This is a genomic window from Pseudomonas sp. AC252 (genome assembly GCF_979258105.1).
This window is the reverse complement of record NZ_OZ409837.1, coordinates 4,189,780-4,210,355: the sequence shown is the minus strand read 5'-3', so window position 1 is coordinate 4,210,355 and position 20,576 is coordinate 4,189,780. Positions and strand designations below refer to the sequence as shown.

The following is a 20,576-nucleotide window of genomic DNA, read 5'->3' as shown; positions in this document are numbered from 1 at the left end:
TGGGGAAAAACGCATTCGCAGGTGCCGCCATGCTAAAGCTCGATCGGCTGCTGTTGACTGGTTGTCTGCTCGCTGCCACTGAGGCGCAAGCGCTGGACAGCAATTTCAGTTATTACGGGCCCAATCAGCCCTTCGCCCACCCTGCTCCATACTCGCTGAGCGCTACGCCGCCCAGACCTTACGAGGACAACGCGCCGGCAGACTTCATCGTGCTGCCGGGAGGCCAGGAGTTTACCGATTCACAATTGCCGACCGTGGCGGATGCGACGGTGCGGGTGTTTATCCGCACCTACGATGCCGAGCGCGGGATTTACGTGAATGACGAAGTGCTGGATCCGAGTTGCGTGCTGGAGTGTCTGAGCCGGCAGCAACATTGAGGCCACACCTCTTGCAGACATCAGGCGCTGCGTCCGCTTTACCACGGCCGCTTGTCCGGACGGGCCAGGCCGAGTTTTTCGATGCGGTAACGCAGCATGTCGCGGCTCAGGCCCAGCAGGCGTGCGGACTTGGTGACGTTCCAGTCGGTTTTGTCGAGCATCTTGCGCACCATGTCGCGCTCGACTTCCGGCAGGTTCATCGACTCGGTATTGCTCGCCGGCCGCGGTTCGTAATGCAACGGCGCCTCATGCATATGCAACGGCGGCTCATCGACCAGGCTCATGCACACGTTCAACTGATGCGCGGCGATGGTATCGCTGGGTGCCAGCAGCACGGTTTGCTCAAGCATATTGCGCAGTTCCCGCACGTTGCCGGGCCAGGTGTAGCTCAGCAACAATTCCTCGGCCTGCTGACTGAAATGCAGATTCGGTTTGCCATACCGCTTGCCATGGCTGGCGAGGAAATGACGGGCCAACAGCAGGATGTCGTCGCCACGGGCGTACAGGCGCGGGACCTTGATCGAGATGATGCGCAAACGGAAAAACAGATCGCGCCGGAACTTGCCCTGCTGAACCATTTGTTCCAGATTGCAGTTGGTTGCGCTGATCACCCGCAGATTGACCTTGCGCTCTTTCACCGAGCCCACACGGCGAATCGTCCGGTCTTCGAGCAGTTTGAGAATCTTCGCCTGCAGCAATAAATCCATTTCGCCGATTTCATCGAGAAACAGCGTGCCGCCATCGGCCGCTTCGACCAGCCCGACCCGACGATCCTTGGCGTCAGTGAAGGCGCCCTTCTCATGCCCGAACAATTCCGACTCGACCAGATTCGACGGGATCGACGCGCAGTTGAATTCAATGAATGGCCCCTTGCTGCGCGGGCCGTCAAAGTGCAGCGCCCGGGCCACCAGTTCCTTGCCGGTGCCGGTCTCGCCTTCGACCAGGACCGGCGGCAGGTCGGTGTTGGCCATGCGCCGCTCGGCGTCGAGCAACTGTTCGATGGTGTGTTTCAGATACTGCATCGGCGACGAATCGCCGATCAGCGCCTGCACCCCGGATTTCTGCGCCTCGCGTTCCTGATAGAACGACAGCGTGCGTTCCAGCCGCTCGGTGGCCAGGGCTTTGTCGAGGAGCAATTTGAGTTCCTGCAGTGCGACCGGTTTGGTGACGTAATGAAAAGCGCCCTCCTTCATCGCCACTACGGCGTCTTCGACGTTGCCGTAACCGGTCATCATGATCACTTTCAGATCCGGTGCGCTGATGCGCAGCTTCTGGATCAGTTCGTGACCGCTCATGCCCGGCAACGAGTTGTCGGTCAGGACGATGTCCGGCATGAAGCTGCCCAGTTGTTCCAGCGCGTCTTCGGCCGTATGGCAGACAGTCACCTCGAAGTCCTTGCGCTCCAGGTAGGTCTGAATATTCTCGGCCAGCAGTTCGTCATCCTCGACCAGCAGAATGCTGTGTTCCATATTCCCCTCCCGATGCCACTTTGAAGTTGAGACTGACGCGGGTTCCCTCCTGCTCGCGACTGGTCAGGACGACCGAGCCCTGGAAACGCTCCATGATGCGTTTGACCAACGCCAGGCCAACCCCGAGGCCGCCCTGTTTGGTGGTGAAAAACGGTTTGAACACCGACAACTGCTGCTGTGCGCTCATGCCCTTGCCGGTGTCGCTGAGGGTCATGCGCACGCTGTCGGGCTGCGGCGTTTCGAATTCGATGCTGAGCACCCCGCCCTTGGGCATGGCTTCGAGGGCGTTGGCAAAAAGACTGTTGAGAATCTGCGTGAGTAGCACCTGCTGGCTGACGATCGCCGGACAGTGCTGCCGGCTGAATCGCACCTCGACGTTGCTGCGTTTGATCAACGCATCGAACGCGCCAATCGTATCCTCGACCGCCATGACCAGATCCACCGCTTCGCCGTCGTCACACATCGGCCGCAGCGACACCAGCAATTCGCGGACCCAGCGCGACATACGGTCGACCTGACTGATGATGTCGCCGATGTTGCGCTGCGCCGCAGGGCTGGCGATGTCCTGGGCCAGTTCGGCGCTGGAGCGGATAGTCGCCAGTGGGTTGCGCAGGCTGTGCGCGACCGCCGAGGACATCTCGCCCAGGGCGACAAAGGTTTCGTTGCTGATCAACTGTTGCTGTTGGCTCTGCAGCAGCTTCGCCGCCCGTCGCACAATCCAGAACAAAGCGAGAAAAATCGCTGCGCCACCGAAAAACGTGGCGGCCCAGATCGAGGCGAAACCGCGATCGATGCGATCGACCAGATCCGACGGTTCCTTGTACACCTCGACCATGGCGATGACTTTGCTTTTGTCGGCATTGAACATCGGGATGTAGTTTTCAATGAACAGGTATTTCGGCTCACGCAGCAGGCGCTGTTCCGGGCGCTCCTCGTCAATCTTGTGATAGCTCGAGGAGACCGGCACTTTCATTTCGAACGACTCGTCGAGTTCATCGTCATCCTCAATGTGCACGCCGATCAGCTCCGCATTGGTCGACCAGATCACCGTGCGATCGAGCGCGTAGACGGTAACGAGAAGGATGTCCGGCAGATGCTCGACATGATCGAGAAATTCAGTGCGGGCCGAGACATGTGCAGCCGGATCGACATCGGGATAGTGGTTGTCCTGACGGGGATCGAGCATCTCGCCCATGGTCCGCGCAGGAGCGATATTGGCGTGGCGCATTTCCGCCTCACCGATGGCCTGGATGAATTGCGCGGTCAGCAACGCGTCGCGCTCGACACTCTCGGTCACCACAAACCGCGTGGAGATATAGCCCAGGCCCAGCGCGACCGCAGCGATGATGGAAAAACTCGCGAGCGAAAACCAGCGCAGCAGATTGAACTGTTCGCGCCAGCCCTTGACGGTCGTTGCAGGCGCCTTTCGTGCTTCCAGTCGCTGCATGGGAATGCCCCGGGAGATTATCGCGAGTCGCTGACAACCATCAGTGTAGGTGGCTCTGACCGCGACACACGGCTCAGTGATTGTATTTTGCCGCTATTGCATACGACTGACGGCTGCGGCTCCAGCGCCAGCCGTCACAGCGTTGACGGACGGCTGCTGGCGCTCGGTTTCATCCGCAAGAAATTCGATGATCGATTGCACGGCCGATTCGTCGAGGCGCAGGTTGGGCATCGGGATTCGCTCGAATTGTTCGTAGAGTTGCAGGGCAATCGGATCTTTTTCAGCGAGCAGGCGATCCGGCTCGCGGATCCAGCGGTTGAGCCACTGCGGATCACGCTGGCGGGTCACACCCATCAGGTCCGGACCGATGCTGCGCATGCCAATGCCCTGGCCATCCATCGGCCCGAGGCTGTGACACGAGGCGCAGCGTGTGCGAAACAATTCTTCGCCACTGCTTGGCGGTCGAATATCCGGAGCGTTGACGTAGCTTTGCTCGGTACTCGGCTGTTTCCAGTTCTGCAGGGTGTTGGCCAGTTGATCGGCGAGGATCCATGGGTTTTCGAACGGCGAAGCCTTCATCCAGCGCCCGGTGCTCTGGTTGCCGACAATCAGGCTGAGGTTGTGATCCTTGCTGCGGCCGTTGTCGACGCCATCGATAAACAGGCCAAGCGTCTTGCGCAGCTCGGTGACGTCTGCCAATTCGCCAGTGAGAAACTTCCAGCCGGGGCCGACCTTGAAGCGTTGCGCGTAAGCCTTGAGCACATCGGGCGTATCGCTGAGAGGGTCGATGCTGATCGAATAGAAGAAGATGTCCTGGCCGACCCGATCACCAAGCAGCTTCTGTACCTGACGCAGGCGCGCGGTTTCCAGCGGGCAGGAATCGCTGCAGGAGGTGAAGATGAAATTGATCACCACCACTTTGTCTTTGATCAGGTCATCAAAAAACCGTAGCTGCCGACCATCCTGATCGGTCAGCAACGTGTCGGGAAAATAATCGCTGCCCCACGGTGTGGCGGTTTCGCTGGCCATTGTCGCCGCGCCGGAGCTGGCCTGGTGCGCCAGCAGCACGCGGCTGCCGAGCACGCAGGCCACCAGGATCAGCACCAGGTGCATGCCCAGCGCCCGGGAGCGCGGAGCATGCCAAGTCCGGTCAGCGTGCCGGCGGCTCATGGCTTGACCACCACTTGCGGGCCCATGCCATCGCCATTGCGGAAGGTCGGCAGCGCGGCGGAATTGACGTAACGCACGCCATCCCAGCTCGGCAGCGGTGTCGGCATCAGCTGCAACTGCCCGGGTTTCTCCAGGTCCCAGCGCAGCAACATCGAATTGTCCTCATGCTGGGTGTTGTGACAATGCTCCATGTAAGTGCCGGCAAACTCGCGGAAGTTGATCGCCATTTCCACACTGTCCAGTCCATCACGTTCCGAACCGATGCGATAGACATCCTTGCGCGCCCATTTTTCCCACTCTGGCGGCGCCTTGCCGCCGCGACTGAGGATGATCCCCTCTTCGAAATGCACGTGCACCGGATGGCTCCAGCCCGTGCCGCCGGCCTTGATGTTCCACACCTCCAGGGTGCCGAATCCGGTGGCGCCGGCATCGGTGGGGCCGCTGGAGAGCTGGGTCGAGGCATTCAGCCGACGCGGATCCATGTGGAAGCCGAAGCCGCCATCTGTTTTGACTGTCCAAGGTGCCTGATCGGTGCCGTCGGATCGGCCGAAAGTGAAGGTGCGATGCCGGGCGTTGGCCAGCAGCGCCTTGTCGGCAGCATTATCACGGTGAATTTTCAGCGGAATCATCACCAGCCCTTCGGCCTTGCCCGGTTTGGCCGGTTCATAGGCTGCCGGGTTCATCGCCAGATCCTGACCGGTATAAGCCTTGATGTTGAGCTGCAGAACCTTGCCCACTGCCGGATCGCCCCGATCCCATTGCGGCCCTTTACTGGTCTGTTTGATCACGGCCAGATATTTCTCGGAGAGGATGTCGGCCAGTGGAATGACGTCTTTCGGTCCTTTGCCGTCGTCATGGGCCTGCATATTGACGAAGAACAACTTGTCGCCCGGTTTGATGCCGTTTTTTGAAAAGTTGACGATGATATCGAAGCGCTCGGCGATACCCTGGGTCGGCAGAATCGCGTTGTGATTCTGCTTATCGCCGTCGGCATCGAGGTCCATGCTGCCATCGAATGGCACGCTGTGTTCCATGATGTTGCCGTCATTGGCAATCATGTGGAACGGCACGCGGCTATACGACACGCCGGCATTTTTCGGCCCCGCAAACTCGCCGCCACTGCCTTTGATTTCCCGCACCAGCGCCAGTTTGAAGTAGCGCGACACCGAACCGTTGAGCATGCGCAAGCGATAACTGCGCGCACGCACGTCGAGGCTTGGTTTCCATTGCCAGTTGACCAACACCTGATCGCCGAGGAAGCCATCGGTGTTGAACGGGTTGAACCACAGCTGGCCTTCCTGATCCCAGGCCTTGTCGGCGAACACCAGGTTGACGTCGTAGTCGCGGTTGCCCCATGGCAAGGCGCTGCCGCTGGGCAGACGCAGGTTGACGCCATCGTTCACCGACTCGTTACCGCGATCCAGGGCGCTGTAGTAGTTCATCATCGCCGCGTTGCCCTTGTAGACGTTTTGCGCGGTGAAATCGAGCATGTGGTCGTGGAACCAGTGGGTGCTCATGGTTTCACGCCAGTCGCCACGGATCTTGATGGTGCCGTTGTCACAGGTCTTTTTCGCCGGGGTGAGGTCGTTGACCCACAGGGTTTCCCCGGCGCGCAGGGGAACGCCGCGCGCGGATCTTCAGCCTTGGTATTGATGCTGTCGTAGCCGGCGAGCTGGATCGGCCAGCGATAGTCGTAGAACTGCCCCGGAAAGAAAAACGCATTGGCATAGCCGTCGCTCTCCGCCGGCGCGTGGCCGTTGTGTTCGTGGGTGCTGATGGTGTGCAGACCGAAGCCCCGATTGGCCGACGGATCGATCGGCAGGCCATTGTAATGGCGCATCAGCACAGGCTGGCCGTAGCGCACCATCAACAGTTTCGGCGGCAGTGTGCCGTCGAAGGTCCACACCGCATTGTGGTTTTGCACCGGCATGTTCGGGTGAAAACGAGGGTCGACACCTTTTGCAGTGCCGTCGGTCGCCGGTAGGCCGGCCACGTTGTGATACAGCCCGCCGGGGCCGAACTCGCCCAGCGCATAGCCGTGCATCTGCAGGCTGTCACGCAGGCCTCCATTGAGGCGCGCCCCGGTCTGCACGGTCTTATAGGCCGCTTGCGGATAAAACTCGTTCCAGCGCTGATGCGCCCAGCCTTTTCCCGGCGGGCGCCCTTCTGCCGATGAGCCGATGTGGCGGTTGAGGAAGACTTCGATCTGGGTTTGCCAGGGATTGCGGTCAACCACGTTGGAAAACTGGCTGGGAAACGGTGTCAGTCCGGGCTGGCGCAAAAAGGCATCGAGCGCACTGCCGGGCGGCGCGCTGCGGGCAACATTGTTCGGATCCTGCGCGGGCGCCGGGCCAATCGCGACCGACGGGAACGGCAATAATGCCGCCGGTGTGGCCGGGTCAAGCTTTTCCGGGCCGAACTCTTCGAACAAGGTCAGCTGTTGAGTAAACGGCTGCGCACCATACAGCGGACTGGGTTTGCCATTGGTGGGGTAATTGAAACTGGTCTGCACTGTCGGCGGCAGCACGTTCTCGATCCGCGTCGAATCACGCGAGCCTTTGACGCCGTCCGGCAGATCGAATGAGTCTTCGTTGGCCTCGGGCATGGTCAGGATGGCATTCAGCGCCCCGGCGCGATCAGCGGGCTCGTCGTAGTAGGCCGATGGATCAGAGATTTCCGGCTGTCGCTCGTCATCGATCGGACTGGCCCGAACGCCCCCGACCATGCCAAGCGTCACCAGCAAAAAGACGCTTATGGGCGTCGGCAGAAAGGTATTACTCGGATCACGCATTGCTCTGTCCATCACCAGCCACCTCAGCAAGGAAGGGGTGATGGAGTTCTGCAACGAGCGCGCCAATAAATCATTTCTTTTTGTAACAGTGACTTGGAAGGACTGAGTGATTCCCCATTCCCCAGCGACCGGGGCTTGACACCCATTAACGGGGGAGTTCATAAATATTCGTGATTTATATAAATCCCTTCGGCAGCTCCTACCTGGGAAACCCGTCAATCAGGGGACTGGCTGAAAAACCAGGCGAACGTTCGTGCCTTCGCCTTCGCAGCTGTCGAGTGTCACACCGCCGCCGAAGCGTTCCATGATGCGTTTGACCAGCACCAGACCGACACCCAGGCCACCGGTCTTGGTGGTAAAAAACGGTCGAAACGCCATGGTGCGCTGTTCTTCGTTCATGCCTTTGCCGGTATCGCTCAGCCTCACGCACACGCGTCGATCGTTGCTGGGTTCAAGCTGGACGGTCAAGGTACCACCCTTGTCCATGGACTCGAATGCATTGGCCAAAAGGCTGTTGAGGATCTGTGCCAGCTGCACCGGCTGGCTCAGTACCATGGGTGTGCTTTGCGGTTGAAACACTACGCGCACACCGGTTCGGGCGATCTGCTGTTCGAAAGCGACGAGGCATTCGTGCAGCGTCGCCACCAGGTTGACCGGCTCAGGGTCATCGCTGAGCGGACGCAGGGACTGCAGCAACTCGCGCACCCATTTCGACATGCGGTCGACCTGACCGATGATGTCGTGGATGTTTTTCTGCGCCGGGCCGCTGTCAAACTCCAGGGCCAGCTCGGCACTGGAGCGAATCGTCGCCAGCGGATTGCGCAAGCTGTGCGCTACGGCGGAAGACATCTCACCCAGCGCGACAAAGGTTTCATTGGCGATCAGCTGCTTCTGCTGGGCGGCGAGCAGAATCGCTGCGCGCCGCACGATCCAGTACAAGCCCAGATAGATCAAGCCACCGCCCAGCGCGGTCGCCAGCCAGATCAGCGCCAGGCCGCGCTCCATACGGGTAATCAGGTCTTTGGGTTCTTTATAGATCTCGACCATCGCCGTGACGTTCTTGCCGTCGGCGTCGAACAACGGAATGTAGTTTTCGATAAAGATGTAATCCGGCGGCGTAACGAATTTCTGCTCCTCTCGCGCCTTGTCGACGTTGTGGTAGCTGGCCGACACCGGGATCTTTTGATTGAAGGCACGATCGAGATCTTCATCGGCATGAATGTTGGTGCCGATCAGTGCTGGATTGGTCGACCAGATCACTTGCCGGTCTGGTGCGTAGATATTGGCCAGGATGACGTCCGGAAGATGCTCAATGTGGTCCAGGAACTCGGCGCGGGCAGCCGCACGGGCTTGCGGGTCGACGTCGGAAAAGGATCGGTCCTGACGCGGGTCGAGCAATTCGCCCATGGTTCGGACATTGGCAATGGAAACGTGGCGCACCTCGGCCGAGGCGATGGCCTGGATGAACTGCGCCGTGAGCAAGGCATCGCGCTGCACGCTTTCTTCGATCACGAACCTCGTCGAAACGGTGCCTAGCGCCACCGCTACGGTACCGATCACAGCCATGCTGATCAGCGAAAACCAGCGCAGCAGATTGAACGGCCGCTTGCGCGAGCCCGACTGCCGCTTGTCCTCCTGTAGCGCAAGCGAACTGGACTGCATGTTCATGGCGGCGATTCCCGAGGCGTCTCCATAGGTATAGCCCACGGTTGGGGGATTGCCCGGATGCGGGGACAGCGGTGCGTTCCCCCGAACACCATCCATCTCTGTGGGAGCGAGCCTGCTCGCGAAGGCGCGGTGGTTCAGTAGACATATGCCTCCCAGGATGTTCCTTTCGCGAGCAGGCTCGCTCCCACAAGGATCTACACCGACAGCCGTTCAGTGCTGATCCCCAGCGCCCCCAACTCTGGGGGCATTCGCCCTGTCCCCGCAAGCCACGAAGCTGATCATGTTGCCCGCCAGGCCCTCTATCCCGGCCATTTCCCGTCCATCCACCCCACCTTGGCATGGAAGGTGTACAGCCCCTGCAACTGACCCGTCCCCAAGGGGCAGGCACTTCGATAGAGGGCTTAACTCATGCACCCTTTACTGTCCAAAACCGCGACCGTCCTGGTCGTGAGCGCCTTGGCCCAGGGCATCGCCCAGGCCGCTCTGTTTGCTGTCGATCCCGGCCCGTATGCACCGGCGACCGGCGGTTTCGCCAGTTGGTATCAGGATTCCCATGGCCGCACCCTGGACCTGTGCCTGTCGAAGGCGCTCAGCTCCCGCGTACCGAGCGCTCCCGGCGCGCCGTCGTACATGTGCTCGCTGCTGCCGACCCCCGGTGTTTTCGACGACGCGCAACCGATCGTCTTCCCGACCAATTTCCCTGACGAAGCGTTCTGGTTCACTGGCGAGACCGCCATCGTCGACGCTGCGCGCGGAATCGATCTGGGGTATGTCAGCGCCATCGAAGCCGCGTTCGCTGCCGAGGAACCGGTAGAAGGTGATCAAGTCAGCTTCGCGCGGATCCGCATTCGGGTCGATGTACCCACCGCCGGCACCTACGTCATCACCCACCCCTACGGCGTCGACGTGTTCAATATCGATACCCCCGGGCGGCGCGCGATCAACATGACCCGCGACATTGGCATCGGCACGCCGAAAACCTACGACGGCGCGCTCAAGGGCGACATCGGCCCGTTCCTGCGCAGCGTCAACGGCCCGTACACCGAGACCAACCCGGTATCCGGTGCCGCCGAGCAATTCGTTGGCGATCCGAACCTCAACGAAGCCGTCACCGGCAGCCCGTTCAACACCAACTTCGTGCGCATCGAAGGGCCCAACGGCCTCGACCTGCGAACGACCACATTCGCCGTGTCGGGCAAATTATCAGCGGTGGTGCGGCCAACGCCGCTGATCACTCAGCGCAGCACTTATTCACGCAAGGCCGGCACCAGTGCACCCGTGGCGCAACAGGACGTTTTCGTCCTGGCGCCACCGGCCCCCGGCACCGCAGCAGTCACCAGCAGCACGCCGGTGCTGAACATGACCGAAGCCAATTCCACCGGCAGTTGGTATGCGCAATCGCCCGCCAACCCGACCTTGCCGACCACGCTGCAAGTGACCGCCGACAACCACCTGGCTATCGCCAGCAGCACCCCGACCACCCTGCCGATGACCCTCACCGATCTGGTGGTGATCCAGCGCGCCGAATACAGCCTGAGTTCCGGGCAGTTGACGCTGGTGGCATCGACCAGTGACGAAACCTCGCCGCCAGTGCTCACCGCCAGTTCCGTCAGCGGCGCCGCCATCGGTGCGTTGGGCGGCGACGGCGCGGTGAAAACCCTGGCCACCGGCATCTCGCCGATCCCACCGGCCAAGGTTCGCGTGACGTCGTCCAACGGCGGCAGCGATACCGAAGAAGTGGTCATCGTGCAATGAACGCTCACATGCCCAGATCCGCATCAGGAGGCATCATGAACAAGTGGCCACGCTTTGCGCTCAACGCGCTCGGGCTCGCTCTTTCGCTGACCGGCAGCGCTTATGCGCAACTGGCCGCCGTCGACCCCGGCCCCTACACCTTCGCCACCGGGAAATTCCCGATGTGGTATCAGGACAACAATCTGCTGTCGATGGAGCTCTGTCAGTCGCGCGCCGCCAGTTCGCGGGTGCCGGTGAGTACGCCGCCGGCCTACATGTGCATCCTGCTCGCCGAGCCGGGCATCTTTGATGATGCCCAACCGATGATTTTCCCGGACAACTGGCCGCCGGAGGCGTTCTGGTTCCTGGCCGAGACAGCGATCCCGCAGGTCGGCAACAGCGGTTACGAACTCGACGCCTACGTCGCCGGGATCGAAGCGGCGTTCGCTTCGGAGAACCCCATCGATGGCGATCAGGCCAGCTTCGCGCGCATCCGCATTCGCGTCTCGGTGCCGACCGCCGGCACCTATACCATTACCCACCCGTATGGCGTTGAAACGGTCAATGTCACCACGCCCGGTCGCCGCGCCATCAATATCACCCGCGACATCGGCATCGGTGCACCGGGCAATTTTACCGGTGCGATCAATGGTGACCTCGGTCCGTTCCTGCGCAGCGTCAACGGTCCCTACACCGAAGTGAACCCGGACACCGGCGCCACGGAAACTTTCATCGGCGACCCCAACCTCAACGAGGCGGTGACCGGCAGCCCGTTCAACACCAACTTCGTGCGCATCACCGGCCCGGCCGGGACGATCCAGTCGAACCTGTTCAGCCTGTCCGGCAAGGTGCTCGACAACCGTCAGCAGACCCAGGTCGACATCGACCGCGCCACCTATCGCCGCACCGCTGCAGGTGTGCGCGCCGAGGTCTTCGCCAAAGCAGACAGCAGTTCCTCACTGTGTTTCCGGGAAACCATCGCGCTGTTGCCTGGGCCGCCCGCCACGCCGTGCCAGACCAGTCTTCTGGGCGACAACAACGGTTTGTTCTTCGGCCAGCGTCTGGGCTCCGGCCCGGTACCTGCGGTGATCGTGGTCACCGCGACCAACCCGACCGGCACCACCCGGCCGACGGCGGTATCGAGCAAACTTACCGATGTGGTGAAAGTGCAGACCGCACGCTACAGCTGGGACAACCACAGCCTGCTGATCGAGGCGACATCGAGCGATGAAGTGGCGATTCCGGACATGGTTGCCCAAGGCTATGGACGCCTGTCGAAGAGCGGCACCCTGCAGCGCGTCACCGTCGCCGACCTGACCCAGCCTCCGGCTACCGTGACGGTGAAATCTGCTGCGGGCGGCAGTGACACCGAAGCCGTCGTCGTGGTCGGCACTGCGCCGGACACCGGTGAAAATCAGGCGCCGATCAGCAATGCGGACGGCGGCAGCACCAGTTTGGGTGTGCCGATCACCCTCAGCGTGCTGACCAACGACAGCGACCCCGACGGTAATACGCCGCTGGGCATCACCGCGCTGACGCAACCGCCAACCGGCCAGGGCAGCGTGGTATTGAGCGGCACGGCAGCGGTGGTTTATACCCCGCCAGCGGTAGTCAATGCACCCCTGACCACCAGCTTCACCTACAAGGCCCAGGACGCCAAAGGCCTGGCCTCGGTCAACCCGGCGACCGTGACGATCACCGTGGCTCCGAACCAGGCCCCGACCGCCGTCGCGGACAGCGTCGCCACCCTGGGCGTGGCAATCCCTATCAACGTGCTGGCCAACGACACCGATCCGGAAGGCAACGTGCCGCTGGGCGTCAACAGTCTGACCCAACCGGCAGCCGGCCGTGGCACGGTCAGCACCGACGGCACAGTGATCACCTACACCCCACCGGCCACCGTGACCACGGCGTTCACCACGACCTTCACCTACATCGCCCGGGACAGCTTCGGCGCCCTGTCGACGCCGGCCACGGTCACGGTGCAAGTGTCGCCACGGCCAGCGGCGGAAACGTTCACCGTCACCGCGTCCACGGTGCAGGCGCGTTCCGGCGGTCGCTTCAACTGGGACTTCACCGGCACCTCGTCAGTGACTACCGGCAACACCATCACGGTGCAGGTCAGCACGCCAACCGGCGTCGTTACGCTGGGCAGCACCACGGTACCGGTGACCGGACGCTGGCGGCTGACGCTGAACAACACGCTGGTGGTGCCATCGGCCAACCCGACTGCGACGATCCGTTCATCCCAGGGCACCGTGCGCACGGTGTCGGTGACCACGCTCTGAGCCTGCGCCCCGGCCGCTTGCGAGCGACCGCGGCGAGGTCTTGAAGGTTAACGCCTGAAAGGATTTACACCATGAACACGTCGACCGCCGCCCTGCTTTGCCTGCTTGTGCTGTGCAGCACAGCGGGCGCGCGTGCCGATGACTTGATGGAAAACGACGATCTGGCAGCCACCAGCTCTGACCTCGGCGAACTGCCCGCACCTGTGGGTCAGCAAGCCCTGATCGATCAACTCGGCCAGGCCAACGTCGCCCTGCTGCAACAGAACGGTCAGTCGCTGCTCGGGCAGATCGTGCAAGCGGGCAGCAATCAGGAGGCGTACATCCTGCAACAGGGCAGCGACCTGATGGCGCTGATCAACCAGAACGGTTCCGGCAACGCCGCCTACATCACGCAGAACGGCAGCCACAACCGCGCGCAGATTTCGCAAAACGGCAACAACAACGACGCCAGCATCGAGCAGGCCGGCACGGGGCTGCAAAGCGCCGTGACCCAGTCGGGCAACGGCATGAGCGTTTCGGTCAAGCAATATCGCTAAGCACTGCACTCATCGGAGAGTTCATCATGTTCAAACTGACGCCCCTCACCGCCGCCCTGCTGGTCATGATCAGTGCCCAGGCCATGGCCGACGACAGCCTGTCCAACCAGAGCCAGGCCGGTACGGCCAACATCGCAGATGTAAAACAGACCCAGGCCCCTCTCAGCAGCGCCACCCAGACCCAATTGGGCCAGGGCAACGACGCCGCCGCCGTGCAGGATCATGCCAGCAGCGTGATTACTCAGGACGCCGTCGGCGACTACAACGCGGCCTACGCCGAACAGCTTTACGAAGACAACGCCACCATCACCCAGCAACAGGTCGGCGCCTTCAACACCACCCACGCCAGCCAGTCGCTGGGTTTCGGCTCAGCGAACAGCGCGCTGCAACAGCAGCAAGGCACTGGCAACTTCTCCTTCGTCTACCAGGATTCGCAGAACGGCAGCGAGGCGAAAACCTTGCAGTTCGGCGACAGCAACGAAGCCAACATCGAACAACTCTACGAAGGGGTCGGCAACAGCTCGGTGATCACCCAATACGGCACCGCCAACTACGGCACCGCCGAACAGGTCACCCACAATGGCGGCCAGATCGGCATCAACCAGGCCGGCGAAAGCAACTACGCCTACGGCGATCAGCGCAACGGCACCGGTGGCAGCATCACCATCAACCAGTTCGGCGGCCTGAACGGCACCGAGATCTGGCAAGACGCGCAAACCGCCAGCCAGGCCACCGTCAACCAGTACGGCGACAGCAACGAAACCGTGGTCGACCAGAGCTTCGGCGAAAACAACGCCGCCGCCGTCACCCAGGTCGGCAATGCCAACGCGATCTACGCCGACCAGTTCGAGTCGGTCAACTCGACTTTGGCGCTGTATCAGGTGGGCAACGGCAACGTGCACTTCACCTACCAGAACGGCGACAGCCACGTGCTCAACGCCACCTCCGTGGGCAACGACAACAAGGTCTACGCCAGCAACTGGAAAGGCCCGCAATCGGGCGGTCAGTTCGGCAGCGGCCAGCGCGCCACCGTCACCCAGGCGGGCAATGGCAACATCGCCAGCTTCACTCAGGATGGCGTCGGCCATGTAATGACCACCAGTCAGACCGGGACGGGCAACAAAACCATGGTCAGTCAGGCCGAGTCGTATAACGAGCTGTACTTTGATCAGAATGGCAGTGACAACATTCTGATCTCGGATCAGCGCGGCACGGGCAACCTGGTGCAGGGCTCTTCGAATGGCACCGGCAACAGCGCATCGTTTGATCAATCAGGCTCGGGCAACCAGGCGTACACCGCGCAACTGTATGGCAGCGACAACATGATCACGGTTAAACAGGCAGATACGATGAACGTGGCGTATGTCACCCAGGGCGGGACGGGCAACATTGCCAATGTCGATCAGAGTGGGGTTACGCAGACGGCGAATATTCAGCAGTTCGGGTCGGCTAACCAGGCGACGGTTTTGCAGCAGTAGGTGTTGGGTGTTGATGGGCCGCGATTCTCTGGTGAGGGGGGTCGCGGTTTTTTGTGGGCCTTTGTAGGAGCTGCCGATCATGCCCCGAGCCTTCGGCAGCTCCTACTAAGCCCATCAATCTGGCATTGAACGAATGATGTCGGCCAGATCATCCTTGGTTAACTCGTTGGCCTTAATAGCGGCTGCGATATCTTTTTTGGAAAGCGGAAAACGCTTGAAAATTTCTTTCAAAGTATCCGCATCCACATTTGCCAGCCAGAGTGGATCAATAAAAGAACCACCATACTCAGGCTTCATGGGCACTTCTTCGTGAGCAATCACGCCCTTATGATTTAGATACACCACATAACGATCGTGACCTTCAGGAAAGCTTTTATCGTGGTAGAGCGTAGTGCCCAGAGGCAGGACATAGAAATTATCGTCGCCATTTGGACCTTCGATAAGCAACGGTTCTTTAGTTTTGATCATTTTCATATCGTGTCGATTTAAATAATCGCTACATACGATCAACGCCAACAACGCCGCATTCACCGATAGAACTGCCACCAAACCAAAACTGACTCGCCTGTTCGTAAAAAATTTCCCTTTCATTTTTTGCCTCGTTATTCCCTTCGAACACGGCTGGCAGATCAGCGGACGTGAAAACGCTACAGTGTATCGCTGCCTTCCTCGATTCGTGTGGAACTGAAACCCGCTTATGACGCAGAGCGTCAAGGGCTGCATTCCCACGCAGAGCGTGGGAACGATCAATTGGTGTGTTCAGTTCTTGAGTTCGACGTGATCAAGGGCTTGGTTGACGGCCAGTTCGCCCAGCATGACGACCTGCGCGATGCCCAGCGCGGTCTTGCGGTGCGAGGGATCCAGGGAGGCGGCGAAGTTGTTGAGCATTTCACTGGCCGAGCCGAGGGTTTCGGTGGCGTTGGCCAGCAGGGATTCGGTGTTGTACCTGGGATTGGCCAGGTACATGGGTTCCGGCTCGTTGGTGCTGGACATGATGTGGGCGGTGGGGTTGAGGTAGAAGTCGAGGGCGCGATCGGCGGCTTCGTGGAGTTTTTAATGTCGACTGAGGCGTAGGGTGATGTGGTGTTAGTGTCTGGTTCTGGGGGGTGGGTGCTGGTTTTTTCATGGTAATTCTCCGAAGCTGGCCCATTCGGTTTCCGAATGAATAGGTGGCAGCTGTACGCAGGCTGGAAACACGGGGAACGGAGAACCCGGTTGACCCGAAGGTCTCCCGCGCACAGCCGCCATAACGGAGTGCACACAATAAAGGTGCGCAAGCATGCGTCATGAAAAGCGCAAATGCGCTCGGTTCACGTCGGGGTTACCAATCCCGGTCACTGATTTGGCAGCGACGAACACAGGCTAGAGACCGGACGTCCGACGGACAACCTGAAAACCCTGTGGGAAGGTTCTGCAAAATCGAAACAACCTTTAAACATTCCGAATTGAAATACGCACGGGTAGGAGCTGCCGCAGGCTGCGATCTTTTGATCTTGATCTTAAAAAATCAAAGTCAAAAGATCGCAGCCTTCGGCAGCTCCTACAGTGAATGTGTGCAACCGGCGGGAATTGGTCGGCTCATAGATCGCCATCGCTGGCAAGTCGAATCGTCGCACCGCAGCTCCCACAAGGATTTGGGTGCATCCGCAATAGCAACTGAGTCTGAGAGATAGCTATCTCGAGCAGGCTCACTCCTACAATTGAATCGTATGTTGTCAGCAAGAGATTGGGGGCTGTCAGGCCGCCTTCGCGAGCAGGCTCGCTCCCACAGTTTTAATGTCGTACAACCCAAGCGGCAAAGCCGCCCCACTCAACAGGATGAGCGTTAGCTCGAGTGCTTTTGATCTTGCTTTTGATCCACCGGCGACGTCGGAAGGCTGAGTGGAGGGATTGATCCGGGCGTGGGAGCGCAGCGACCGTCTGGCGCAGCCAGACACAGCGGAAGGAGGTGCAGCGCAGCAAACCGTAGCCGCTGCGCCCGGATCGATCCGGAGCGAAGGGACCCGAGCTTGCGAGGGCCGAACGTAGGAGCAAGCCTTTTGGGTTACCTTTTTGGCGTTTGAAAAAGGTGACCCGCCGTAAGGGCGGAACCCTAAGTGGCCGTGACCGCAGCAACGGAGATGTACAAAGAACAAAAAATCAGCGCCTGAAAGAAAGCCATCGCCAGCAGGCTGGCTCCCACATTGGAACTGGGTACATCTGCCAGAGCCTGGTCGGCTGTAAGGCCGCCATCGCTGGCAAGTCGAATCGTCGCACCGCAGCTCCCACAAGGATTTGGGTACATCCGCAATAGCTACTGTGTCTGAGAAATAGCTATCGCGAGCAGGCTCACTCCTACAATTGAATCGCGTGTTGTCAGCAAGAGATTGGGGGCTGTCAGGCCGCCTTCGCGAGCAAGCTCGCTCCCACAGTTTTAATGTGCGTACAACCCAAGCGGCAAAGCCGCCCCACTCAACAGGATGAGCGTTAGCTCGAGTGCTTTTGATCTTGCTTTTGATCCACCGGCGACGTCGGAAGGCTGAGTGGAGGGATTGATCCGGGCGTGGGAGCGCAGCGACCGTCTGGCGCAGCCAGACACAGCGGAAGGAGGTGCAGCGCAGCAAACCGTAGCCGCTGCGCCCGGATCGATCCCGGATCGAAGGGACCCGAGCCTGCGAGGGCCGAACGTAGGAGCAAGCCTTTTGGGTTACCTTTTTGGCGTTTGAAAAAGGTGACCCGCCGTAAGGGCGGAACCCTAAGCGGCCGTGACCGCAGCAACGGATATGTACACAGAACAAAAAATCAGCGCCTGAGAGAAAGCCATCGCCAGCAGGCTGGCTCCCACATTGGAACTGGGTACGTCTGCCAGAGATTGGACGGCTGTGAGGCCGCCATCGCTGGCAAGCCAGCTCCCACAAGGTCTGAGTGCATTCGCGATATCGTCGATGCCCAATAGATAGCTATCGCGAGCAGGCTCACTCCTACAGGTTCAAACCGGGTTCAGCTAAAAGAGATTGGTCGGCCCGAAGGCCGCCACGTTCACTCGGCATCCGGGTCAATCCTGTTCTGGCTCAAATACCGATTCAACACATCATCCTGCCCAGGCACCGAACTGTCCCCCGCCACCTGCCATAACCGCCGCTCGATCCCCTGCGCCACCATATGCCCCACCGCCGCCTCGATCGCCGACAACACACAAAGCTGCGCCGGTTCATTGGTGGTATACCCCACCTCAGCCTCAAGCAACTTCTTGAACTCGATAAACTTGAAAATCCCGGCACTGCGCGCCACCGAATAAATCGTCTTGCTGGTCATCACATTCGCCAGCACCTGCCCACTGCGCACATCCACTGCGCGAAGATTCACGGTCACCTGATCCACCCGATACTCACGTTGCAAATCAATCCCCAGATACCGCGCCCCTTCCCCGCCGCTGCGCACATTGGTGTCATAGGCAATGATCCCGCCCTCAAGCATCATGTTCGCCGCCTGCAACGGCGGCAGCTCACCCTGGATATTCACCGGCGTATTCGGCTTCTTCTGCGAGGCGCGAATGATCTTGCGTTCGGTCAGCAGATTCTGCAGCCCTTCACGCTCCAGCACGACAAACCAGCCGCTGGCCTGCATCGCGTCCATCAACATCGACGCCGCGCCCTGGGTCACGCTGGTGGAAAACGAACTCGCCGGGGTCGGTTTGTATTGCCCGGTCTGGTCACGGAAACCGTACACCACCGCCATCAATCGCCCCTTGGGTCGCGGCATCTTCAGCAAGTCGTAATAGGTCGAGGCCCTGGGGGTCAGGGTCGGGGTTTCGGTGTCCTGCTCGGCCGACATCGGCTCACGCAGACTGCACCCTTGTAATGTCGCCAACAGCAGCCCTAGCGCGATGATCTTTTTCATGTCCGTCACTCCCCGGAACCGTCAGCCCGTCATGGGTTGAGGCCGTTCACCTGAATTTCCGAAACCTCACCGGTCGCTCGATCGGTCACTTCAATGCTCAGTGCCCCGGAGTCGTCGATGACGTTGACGATAAAAGAGTCGGTGGACAGGCTCCCCGTGTTGCCGGTGGAGATGTTGTCCAGCAACTGCCCTAGCAGCCGCGATTGCAATTGACTGGTGAAGCGCTCCAGTGCCGAAGTCCCGGCCACGGCCGAGCGGCTCTTGATGTCCGGGTCGTCGTGATCGTTTTGTGCCTGCGCGTTGTTGAGCAACCAGGTGCCGTTCAGCGGGTTGCCGCCGAACGACGGGTTGACCGGCGTATAGACCAGCTCGGTGGCCTGGACGGCGGCAGTGCCGGCAAGGCCGATCAACAACCCCGAGATCCAGAATCCGCTGCGCCGTGAGAACGTTGTGTTGTTCATAATTCGTCCTTCTCAAGGTCGGTGGTGTCCTGCAACAGTGCCTCCAGCTTGCGCTGGACAACCTGGCGGCGAACCCAGTCGGCGGCCGCGTAGGCCTCGTCCTTGAGCTCCACGGTGTTCGGCGGCAGGAAGCGCCGATAGACCAGGCGTTGCTGATATTCCACGGTCACCAGGCTGCCCCAGCGCGCGTCGGGGCGCTCGCGCACCACCAGGTTGAAATCCATCGGGCTGGTGTCGCGCAGGCGTTCGGTGAACGAGTAGTAAAAGTCGTGGCCGATGTGCGAGATCGTGTCGTCGACGACGAACCCCATCATTTCGTCTTCTTCAGCAGCGCACGCGCCGCCAGCCGCAAGCATCACGATCAGCGCGCACCACCAATGGCGAGTCATGGCTGCAATGCCTGGGGCTGCTTCGACTGCCCTTTCGCTGGGCCATTGGCGCCGTCGAGGAAGGCTTTTTCAGCAACGAACTGCCAGTCCGAATAACGCTGCATTCCTTGGAAATCCGACCATTGCGTCGGGAAGTCCGCCTGCTTCAACGGCACCTCGGTCGAGGCGCTGTTGAGACCGGTGATGCGTCCGTCAAAACCGCGTTGCAGCGCCCATTCACCCTGTCCGATCGGATCCGGATAGAGCTGACGCAGGTGATGTTTCGCCTCGGGAAAACGTTGATCGTCGAGCAGGTCGGCCAGTTCTTTCGGGTACTGCGCCAGCCCCGGCGAGCTGCGGTAGTAGCTGCGCAGCGCCTGCGCATACTGGGTCCCGACCCAGAGCAACTGGTGTTCACGGTCGCGACGCGCAGTGGTCGACCACAACTCGCCGGCACTGGCCAACCCCATACCCATCAGCACAATCAGCAACAGCACGCCCAGGTAGGTAAAACCACCTTGCTGCGCGCAGTTACCACTCGGAATACTGGCTGCCATCACGCGCCCTCCCGGTAGCACCGCTCTTGATATCGGCCACGCCACCGGCGACACCGTCCGGTGGCGCGATCACCACCCACTGGTCTTTGCGCTCGGTGATCGGGTCCAGTGGCGCATTACGCAGGTAACGTTGCTCGATCAATTGCTCGATGGAATCGGGATAGCGGCCGGTGTCGCCGTAGAAGTGATCCAGCGCTTCGCGCATGGCCGACAGGCTCTGGCGCAGCGTGGTTTCCTTCGACGCTTCGAGGCTGTTGAAGTAGCGCGGCAACGCAATGGTCATCAATGTCGCGATGATCGCCATCACCACCATCAGCTCCAGCAAGGTAAAACCTTTTTCCCGGCGCATGTGC

At 60.5% G+C, this 20,576-nt stretch carries 15 protein-coding genes and 2 pseudogenes; 5 read left to right on the top strand and 12 right to left on the bottom strand.

The window, feature by feature from the left end; all coding sequences use genetic code 11:
- The first annotated feature begins 29 nt into the window (after window positions 1–29).
- On the top strand, window positions 30–377 hold the full coding sequence (locus tag ACZZZ4_RS19235) for a hypothetical protein (RefSeq protein WP_463548471.1): 348 nt from the start codon (window positions 30–32) through the stop codon (window positions 375–377).
- Between the two features lie 38 nt (window positions 378–415).
- On the opposite strand, the gene ACZZZ4_RS19230 is transcribed toward ACZZZ4_RS19235, so the two are convergent.
- From ACZZZ4_RS19230 to ACZZZ4_RS19210, 5 genes and pseudogenes are all read right to left on the bottom strand, one after another.
- A complete protein-coding gene (locus tag ACZZZ4_RS19230) occupies window positions 416–1,846 on the bottom strand; it encodes a sigma-54-dependent transcriptional regulator (RefSeq protein WP_122610248.1) in 1,431 nt (476 codons plus the stop codon).
- The gene (locus ACZZZ4_RS19225; protein WP_463548470.1) at window positions 1,815–3,293 is read right to left on the bottom strand and encodes a sensor histidine kinase; all 1,479 of its coding nucleotides are present in this window, start codon (window positions 3,291–3,293) and stop codon (window positions 1,815–1,817) included. The genes ACZZZ4_RS19230 and ACZZZ4_RS19225 overlap by 32 nt, the downstream gene beginning before the upstream one ends.
- 93 nt (window positions 3,294–3,386) lie before the next feature.
- Window positions 3,387–4,463, bottom strand: a complete 1,077-nt coding sequence (locus ACZZZ4_RS19220; protein WP_463548469.1) for an SCO family protein — start codon at window positions 4,461–4,463, stop codon at window positions 3,387–3,389.
- Window positions 4,460–7,266: pseudogene (locus tag ACZZZ4_RS19215) on the bottom strand (multicopper oxidase domain-containing protein). Before ACZZZ4_RS19215 ends, ACZZZ4_RS19220 begins: the two are co-directional and overlap by 4 nt.
- Window positions 7,267–7,473: 207 nt before the next feature.
- On the bottom strand, window positions 7,474–8,922 hold the full coding sequence (locus ACZZZ4_RS19210) for an ATP-binding protein (RefSeq protein WP_463548468.1): 1,449 nt from the start codon (window positions 8,920–8,922) through the stop codon (window positions 7,474–7,476).
- Window positions 8,923–9,330: 408 nt separating this feature from the next.
- On the opposite strand from ACZZZ4_RS19210, the gene ACZZZ4_RS19205 reads away from it, so the two are divergent.
- The 4 genes from ACZZZ4_RS19205 to ACZZZ4_RS19190 all read left to right on the top strand — a co-directional run bounded on the left by ACZZZ4_RS19205 (window position 9,331) and on the right by ACZZZ4_RS19190 (window position 14,958).
- Complete coding sequence (locus ACZZZ4_RS19205; protein ID WP_463548467.1) at window positions 9,331–10,677, top strand: hypothetical protein; 1,347 nt, start codon at window positions 9,331–9,333, stop codon at window positions 10,675–10,677.
- Window positions 10,678–10,712: 35 nt separating this feature from the next.
- Complete coding sequence (locus ACZZZ4_RS19200; protein ID WP_463548466.1) at window positions 10,713–12,944, top strand: Ig-like domain-containing protein; 2,232 nt, start codon at window positions 10,713–10,715, stop codon at window positions 12,942–12,944.
- A 71-nt stretch (window positions 12,945–13,015) separates the two neighbouring features.
- A complete protein-coding gene (locus tag ACZZZ4_RS19195) occupies window positions 13,016–13,480 on the top strand; it encodes a curlin (RefSeq protein ID WP_415763056.1) in 465 nt (154 codons plus the stop codon).
- Window positions 13,481–13,506: 26 nt separating this feature from the next.
- Window positions 13,507–14,958 (top strand): curlin, encoded by a 1,452-nt coding sequence (locus ACZZZ4_RS19190; protein WP_463548465.1) that lies wholly within the window; start codon window positions 13,507–13,509, stop codon window positions 14,956–14,958.
- A gap of 114 nt (window positions 14,959–15,072) precedes the next feature.
- Here the strand turns inward: ACZZZ4_RS19190 and ACZZZ4_RS19185 are convergent, their stop codons facing one another.
- From ACZZZ4_RS19185 to ACZZZ4_RS19155, 7 genes and pseudogenes are all read right to left on the bottom strand, one after another.
- Window positions 15,073–15,549 carry a magnesium and cobalt transport protein CorA gene (locus ACZZZ4_RS19185; RefSeq protein ID WP_415763059.1) on the bottom strand — a complete coding sequence of 159 codons (477 nt, stop codon included), beginning with the start codon at window positions 15,547–15,549 and terminating at the stop codon, window positions 15,073–15,075.
- 168 nt (window positions 15,550–15,717) lie between these two features.
- Window positions 15,718–16,084, bottom strand: a pseudogene (locus ACZZZ4_RS19180) (DUF6124 family protein).
- 1,892 nt (window positions 16,085–17,976) lie between these two features.
- Entirely contained in the window at window positions 17,977–18,837 is an 861-nt protein-coding gene (locus ACZZZ4_RS19175) for a CsgG/HfaB family protein (protein ID WP_463548464.1), read from the bottom strand.
- Between the two features lie 29 nt (window positions 18,838–18,866).
- Complete coding sequence (locus ACZZZ4_RS19170; RefSeq protein WP_415763062.1) at window positions 18,867–19,298, bottom strand: curli assembly protein CsgF; 432 nt, start codon at window positions 19,296–19,298, stop codon at window positions 18,867–18,869.
- Window positions 19,295–19,687, bottom strand: a complete 393-nt coding sequence (gene csgE / locus ACZZZ4_RS19165; protein WP_415763063.1) for a curli production assembly/transport protein CsgE — start codon at window positions 19,685–19,687, stop codon at window positions 19,295–19,297. The genes ACZZZ4_RS19170 and csgE overlap by 4 nt, the downstream gene beginning before the upstream one ends.
- On the bottom strand, window positions 19,684–20,223 hold the full coding sequence (locus tag ACZZZ4_RS19160) for a type II secretion system protein (protein ID WP_463548463.1): 540 nt from the start codon (window positions 20,221–20,223) through the stop codon (window positions 19,684–19,686). The genes csgE and ACZZZ4_RS19160 overlap by 4 nt, the downstream gene beginning before the upstream one ends.
- Window positions 20,198–20,572, bottom strand: a complete 375-nt coding sequence (locus tag ACZZZ4_RS19155; RefSeq protein WP_463548462.1) for a type II secretion system protein — start codon at window positions 20,570–20,572, stop codon at window positions 20,198–20,200. The genes ACZZZ4_RS19160 and ACZZZ4_RS19155 overlap by 26 nt, the downstream gene beginning before the upstream one ends.
- Window positions 20,573–20,576 lie beyond the last annotated feature (4 nt).